This window comes from Oleiphilus sp. HI0086 (assembly GCF_001635225.1).
Genome location: NZ_LWFZ01000792.1, coordinates 1 through 5,207 on the forward strand (window position 1 = coordinate 1; position 5,207 = coordinate 5,207).

The window sequence follows — 5,207 nt, forward strand, 5'->3', positions numbered from 1 at the left end:
CAGCTAAGAAAGCAGCTCCTGCTACAAAGTCTCCGTTGAAATTGACTGCACTCAATGGTGTTGGACCAGCTTTAGAAAAGAAACTTATAGCAGCCGGTATCACATCAATCGAGCAATTGGCCAAGCCTTCAGCAAAAGATAAAAAAGCACTTGAGGAGTTCAGCAAAGTCAGAGGTTCTGACACGTGGCAAAAACAAGCTGCAGAGCTGAACAAAGCTAAATAGCCTCGTAGAAGCAATTAAACATTAGGCCATAACTCTCCTGTTATGGCCTTCCATTTACACCCAAAAATTCTCTCTATTCCCCGACCTTCCAGTTTGTTAACCCATATTTCACATTGTTTTGAAATACAATTACTTACTGTAACTATTTTGTAACGTTGTACGTCACATCGTTACAAGTCTATAACCAAGTCGTGTTTTTCATTCTTGAAAATTACCATACAATTTACTTATAACTTACACATATAACTAATTTGCTTTGGTAACTACTTTGCATAAGCCGATTCATAAAGGTCTGACATTTCTTTCAACTCTCGCGATAACTTCGCCAGTGTTAGCTGCGGTATCGGTTGAGGATACTGAAAGCTCGACAATGCTATTGAAACTCATGGCAAGTGCAGGACTGGCAGCATTGTTTGGGACACTGTGCTTCATTTTGTTCCGTCTTAATGCCCGGCTAAAAAACAACGTAAAGTCGCATGAAGCTACCGAACAACTCATGTCGAAACTAAGTAGCGCGGTAACAAATAGTGGTTCCAGTATTGTTATTACAAGCAGCTCAGGCTTGATTGAATATGTAAATGACAAGTTTTGCCAAATAACGGGCTACCAACGCGACGAAATCGTAAATAAGCCAATCGGCATTCTCAAACCAAGCTCTGAACATTGCGCAGCTGATATTTGTGCTCTCGATAGCGGCTTCCTGCAAAAACAAGATAGTTGGGAAGGTGAAATTCTTTGCTCTAAGAAAGATTCTAGCGTTTTCTGGAACACTATTACGATCTCGGCCGTCTATGATAAACATAACGAAATTAGTAGTTACGTCCTGTCCGCCGTTGACGTCACAGCCTTAAAAGAAGCTACCCAGAAAATGGAGCACTTGGCTCTTTTTGACTCCCTGACCGGTTTAGCAAACCGTCGGCTTTTTATTGATCGACTGCACCAATCCATTCTTAATGCACGACGACATCAAAAACTGACAGCGCTGTTCTTTCTCGACCTAGACCAATTTAAACGCATCAACGACACGCTGGGACACCAGGCAGGTGATCAATTACTGCTTACGGTTGCTGACCGTTTAAAATCCTGTGTTCGAAAGCAAGATACAGTTGCCCGTTTAGGGGGGGATGAATTTACCATTCTGCTTAACGATATATCCGATATCGATAAAATATCTGCCATTGCTCAAACGATCCTGGACACTCTTAAGGAACCAGTTAGGTTGGGTAAACATGAGGTGATTGTATCAACAAGTATCGGCATTACCTTAGCACCAACAGACAGCATCAATAGCGAAACGCTCATGAAGAACGCCGACCTTGCCTTATATATGGCTAAAGAGAACGGTCGAGATGGCTACCACTTCTTTACTGAAGCCTTAAACCTCCGCGCAAACAAGCTTCTGGAAATTGAAAATGAATTACGTGAAGCAATTAAAAATAACGACTTTTACCTAAACTATCAGCCTCAAATTAATCTGAAGACGGGTGAAATATCTAGCGTTGAAGCTCTGATACGCTGGGAGCATGCGACGAAGGGAGACATTTCCCCTGCTGACTTTATTCCCGTAGCCGAAGAGACCGGCTTGATCGTACAAATTGGTGAATGGGTGCTGAGAAACGCATGTAAAGAAATCATGCAATTAAATGCCCTAACTGGTCGCTCATTGAGAGTTGCAGTTAACTTATCGCCACGCCAGTTTGATGACCCGGAACTGGTAAATGTTGTTTCAAGCGCCCTCGAGCATTCAGGCCTCGCCGCAGAAAACCTGGAAATAGAAGTAACCGAAAGTATGCTAATGAATGACATTGATGCTGTCATAGCTCAACTCAATAGCATCAAATCTACTGGTTCCACTATTACCATCGATGACTTTGGTTCAGGCTACTCCTCTTTAAGTTATTTAAAGAGCCTACCTGTAGATATTCTGAAAATTGACCAGTCATTTGTTTACGATATTCCTGATGACCTCAATGCCATGGAAATCGCGTCTGCGGTCATTGCCGTTGCACATAAACTTAACCTGAAGGTCGTTGCAGAAGGCGTTGAAAATATCGACCAAAGAGACTTCTTGGTAATCAATAAATGCGACTATGCTCAAGGATACTTCTTTAGCCGGCCATTGACCTTCAAGAAAATGCATAATTTCTTCATTGAAAGTGACCTAAAGACTGCTTAAGCATCCTCTTCTTAAGTAGTCTATTGCCCCTCCCCCAGCACTAATCAAAAATGTAAAACACTGTAAATCCGCTGCACTTGTGTGAACCTGTACTCTAGCTTAACGCTACCCAATTCCATTTACATAGAATTACATGATGTATAATGTCGTCACATTTGAGAATTTGGAGACTAAACAATGCTGGTTGTTTTCATACATAGCCTTGAAATAGCATTACTTACTTTGCTCGGCACACTTGCCTTCCGCGTACATAACTTATACACAGCTGCTGGCTACGCAGAGAGCGGGCATATTGACAGAGTGATTAAGCGCTTGATGCAAGGCGATGTTGTCGATAATCAAGAGTACGAAACCAAGATGGAAAGTCTTAAAAAAGCTCAAACCTTTTCTGGCATCCAGCTGTTAGACATCAAAAGAAATTATGGTGACCTGCACCAGGAGAATCTGTCTTGGTTACGCGAAGCGATTAGCCTTTACCTGATTGGAGCAATCGATTTGATTGGCAAAGAAGCAAAGTGCGGCACTCAAAGCAGGAAAGAGATAGCGATGTTGGTATTAAAGTCTAATTTAAATTTGACGACAGAAAATGCGCTCGCCTACTACAGGGAAGCACTCTACCGAAAACTTAGTAGTGACAACGACTTAATGGTTAGAGCTGGCGCGAAGGCTGCCAAGAACTGGTCAAGCTATGACCGTATTCCTAAGGAAATGTCGTTGAGTGCACAGCTTGATGAGTGGGGAATATTTGCCTAACCGGCAAATAGCTCCCAATTCCGGCCTAAATCAACGGCCTCATTATTGACCGGTCGGTTATCTTCAATTCTCACAGCACTTATTACCGGGCGACTCCATTCACCGCCATCGCTTCGAGTCATCGAATCAAGATCAACAGATCTAACTTGATAAACTACCTGATCATACATAACTTTAGAGCGATGAGATAAGCCATATACAAAGCGGCAATAGTCCAGCTTTAAGCTATATAAGCTCTTTTCGGTTTTATTTATTTTTTGAATTAGAACGTTTTTCAGGCCGTCGGCGTAATCCATCTTTGATCCCACTTATTGTTATTGTCTATTTCAATATTTAAAAGTAACAAGATGTAACGAGTATAAAAAATAGATAGGTACTATCGCAAGTGAAAATCTAGTAATCACAGCAACTTATGAAGTAGTTCAGATATTTGCTCAGCTTGAACGTCATGATCAAGCACTCGCATTAACCTTCCTTGATCATCTAACAAATAGACAAAAGCACTATGATCAACTGTATAGCTATTGCCTTCACCTGCCTTTTCACGACCTGAACGGAAAAAAGTTCCGTAAGCTGAGCTAACCGAAGTAATTTGTTCAACACTCCCACTTAAAGGAATAATATTTGGATGGAAGAATCCGGTGTATTCTTTTAAACGCTTATCATCATCACGATGCGGATCAACCGTTATAAACAATGCGGGGACATCCTTAAAGTCTTCATGACTGCTCAATACATCTCGTATCTTTGACAAACCAACAGGGCATACATCAGGACAGTAAGTGTAGCCGAAATAAAGAATGACAGGATGGCCGCGCAATTGGCCCAGGCTAAATGCTTTACCCTCGTGCAGTAAGTCAAAGTCCCCCGCTTTAAGGTATTTAGCTTTTATATCCCGTTCTATATCTGAAGACATAAAACGCATTGCAAGCACAATAATTGCGATAGAAATGCCGACAAGAAGAATTGTGAAAGGAAGCCTATTTACCATAGCTTAGAGCCCATGCTGAGAAGTCTTAAGATCAAAATCTAAACGAATCGTTTTCCCCTGAAACTCAAAGTTGACAACTAAGCGCCATACCATCTCAGCATCGACCGTACATATTGGAATCATTCCACTTAATAAAAATTCGTTAGCCAACTCAGCTTTGGAGGATAAGAAGTGTTGCCCCATATCCATATCTCGCCCTTCAACCCAAGCAACAAGGTTTGAGAGTTCTGCTCCAGCATTGTTCATTGTATGAAACTTCAACTGGAAACGTTCTAGGGCTTTAATTTCACTAGGACTTACTTGAAGTCTAAGCTCCAAGTCATTGAATAGGTGCAAACGACAGTCATCGGCACTAATATCGCAATCGGAACTAAAATTATAATCAGGCTTTTGGTGCTCGTTGGGTGCACTTTTGTCATACAAGGCAAAAAGAATTAGGCCTAAAAAAACAAGACAAACAAGCAGCGCACCCGTCACATAATCTTTCAGCTTAGCCACCCGGGGCTCCCGCAGTCGAAGAGCTATCTAAGCTACCCTCTGTCGACGCGGCTCTGTCATTTTCGAACCTTCTCAAAATCTGTTCAATTGCAACCAGTTCATCATTAATCTTTAACTTGTCATGCTTAGAGGCAAAACTAAACTCAACACCGTAATTAAATCGGCTATGGTGCTTTTCTTTATATCGAACAAGCCCTTTAAGCAAAGGCAACTCAACTTCTACATCCTCTTTTAACAACTTTAGGGATAGAACTACTTCGTCCCCTAAGTGATAGACCTCGTCAGTCTGAATCCCCATGCCATAACGACTGAAGTCAAAAGGTACAACAGGTATCCATTCCTTTTTAAAAAGGCTTCGTTTAATGTAAACACTAGATTCCAAACGCAACCAATTATGCCGTTCTGTCCGTCGGCGCTCATTTGCCATTATTATTTTCTCATTGATTTGATAGTTGTATCTTATAGGTTACACGGCGCCCTTCGACCTTAACGCCTTCCACAGAATAAGAACTGCTAACCGGTATATTCCAACTGCCAGGAGCTCCCCCTCCCAGACTTGCCACAT

At 41.8% G+C, this 5,207-nt stretch carries 7 protein-coding genes; 3 read left to right on the forward strand and 4 right to left on the reverse strand.

Annotated features, from left to right (window positions below; translation table 11 throughout):
• The 3 genes from A3756_RS13870 to A3756_RS13880 all read left to right on the forward strand — a co-directional run.
• Nucleotides 1–224, forward strand: a 224-nt coding sequence (locus tag A3756_RS13870) for a helix-hairpin-helix domain-containing protein (protein WP_197481313.1), incomplete at its 5' end; no start/stop codon positions are given.
• Between the two features lie 268 nt (nucleotides 225–492).
• Nucleotides 493–2,400 carry an EAL domain-containing protein gene (locus tag A3756_RS13875; RefSeq protein WP_231872234.1) on the forward strand — a complete coding sequence of 636 codons (1,908 nt, stop codon included), beginning with the start codon at nucleotides 493–495 and terminating at the stop codon, nucleotides 2,398–2,400.
• 177 nt (nucleotides 2,401–2,577) lie between these two features.
• Complete coding sequence (locus A3756_RS13880) at nucleotides 2,578–3,153, forward strand: hypothetical protein (protein ID WP_068512475.1); 576 nt, start codon at nucleotides 2,578–2,580, stop codon at nucleotides 3,151–3,153.
• Here A3756_RS13880 and A3756_RS13885 read toward each other — a convergent pair.
• The 4 genes from A3756_RS13885 to A3756_RS13900 all read right to left on the reverse strand — a co-directional run bounded on the left by A3756_RS13885 (nucleotide 3,150) and on the right by A3756_RS13900 (nucleotide 5,069).
• Nucleotides 3,150–3,449: a hypothetical protein gene (locus A3756_RS13885; protein WP_068512472.1), complete on the reverse strand. Its 300-nt coding sequence runs from the start codon at nucleotides 3,447–3,449 to the stop codon at nucleotides 3,150–3,152. The two genes, A3756_RS13880 and A3756_RS13885, sit on opposite strands and share 4 nt — an antisense overlap.
• Before the next feature lie 104 nt (nucleotides 3,450–3,553).
• Nucleotides 3,554–4,144, reverse strand: coding sequence for an SCO family protein (locus A3756_RS13890; protein WP_068553709.1), 591 nt, complete (start codon nucleotides 4,142–4,144; stop codon nucleotides 3,554–3,556).
• Nucleotides 4,145–4,147: 3 nt separating this feature from the next.
• A complete protein-coding gene (locus A3756_RS13895; RefSeq protein ID WP_068511937.1) occupies nucleotides 4,148–4,642 on the reverse strand; it encodes a hypothetical protein in 495 nt (164 codons plus the stop codon).
• Nucleotides 4,635–5,069, reverse strand: coding sequence for a PilZ domain-containing protein (locus A3756_RS13900; RefSeq protein ID WP_068511419.1), 435 nt, complete (start codon nucleotides 5,067–5,069; stop codon nucleotides 4,635–4,637). Before A3756_RS13900 ends, A3756_RS13895 begins: the two co-directional genes overlap by 8 nt.
• Nucleotides 5,070–5,207 lie beyond the last annotated feature (138 nt).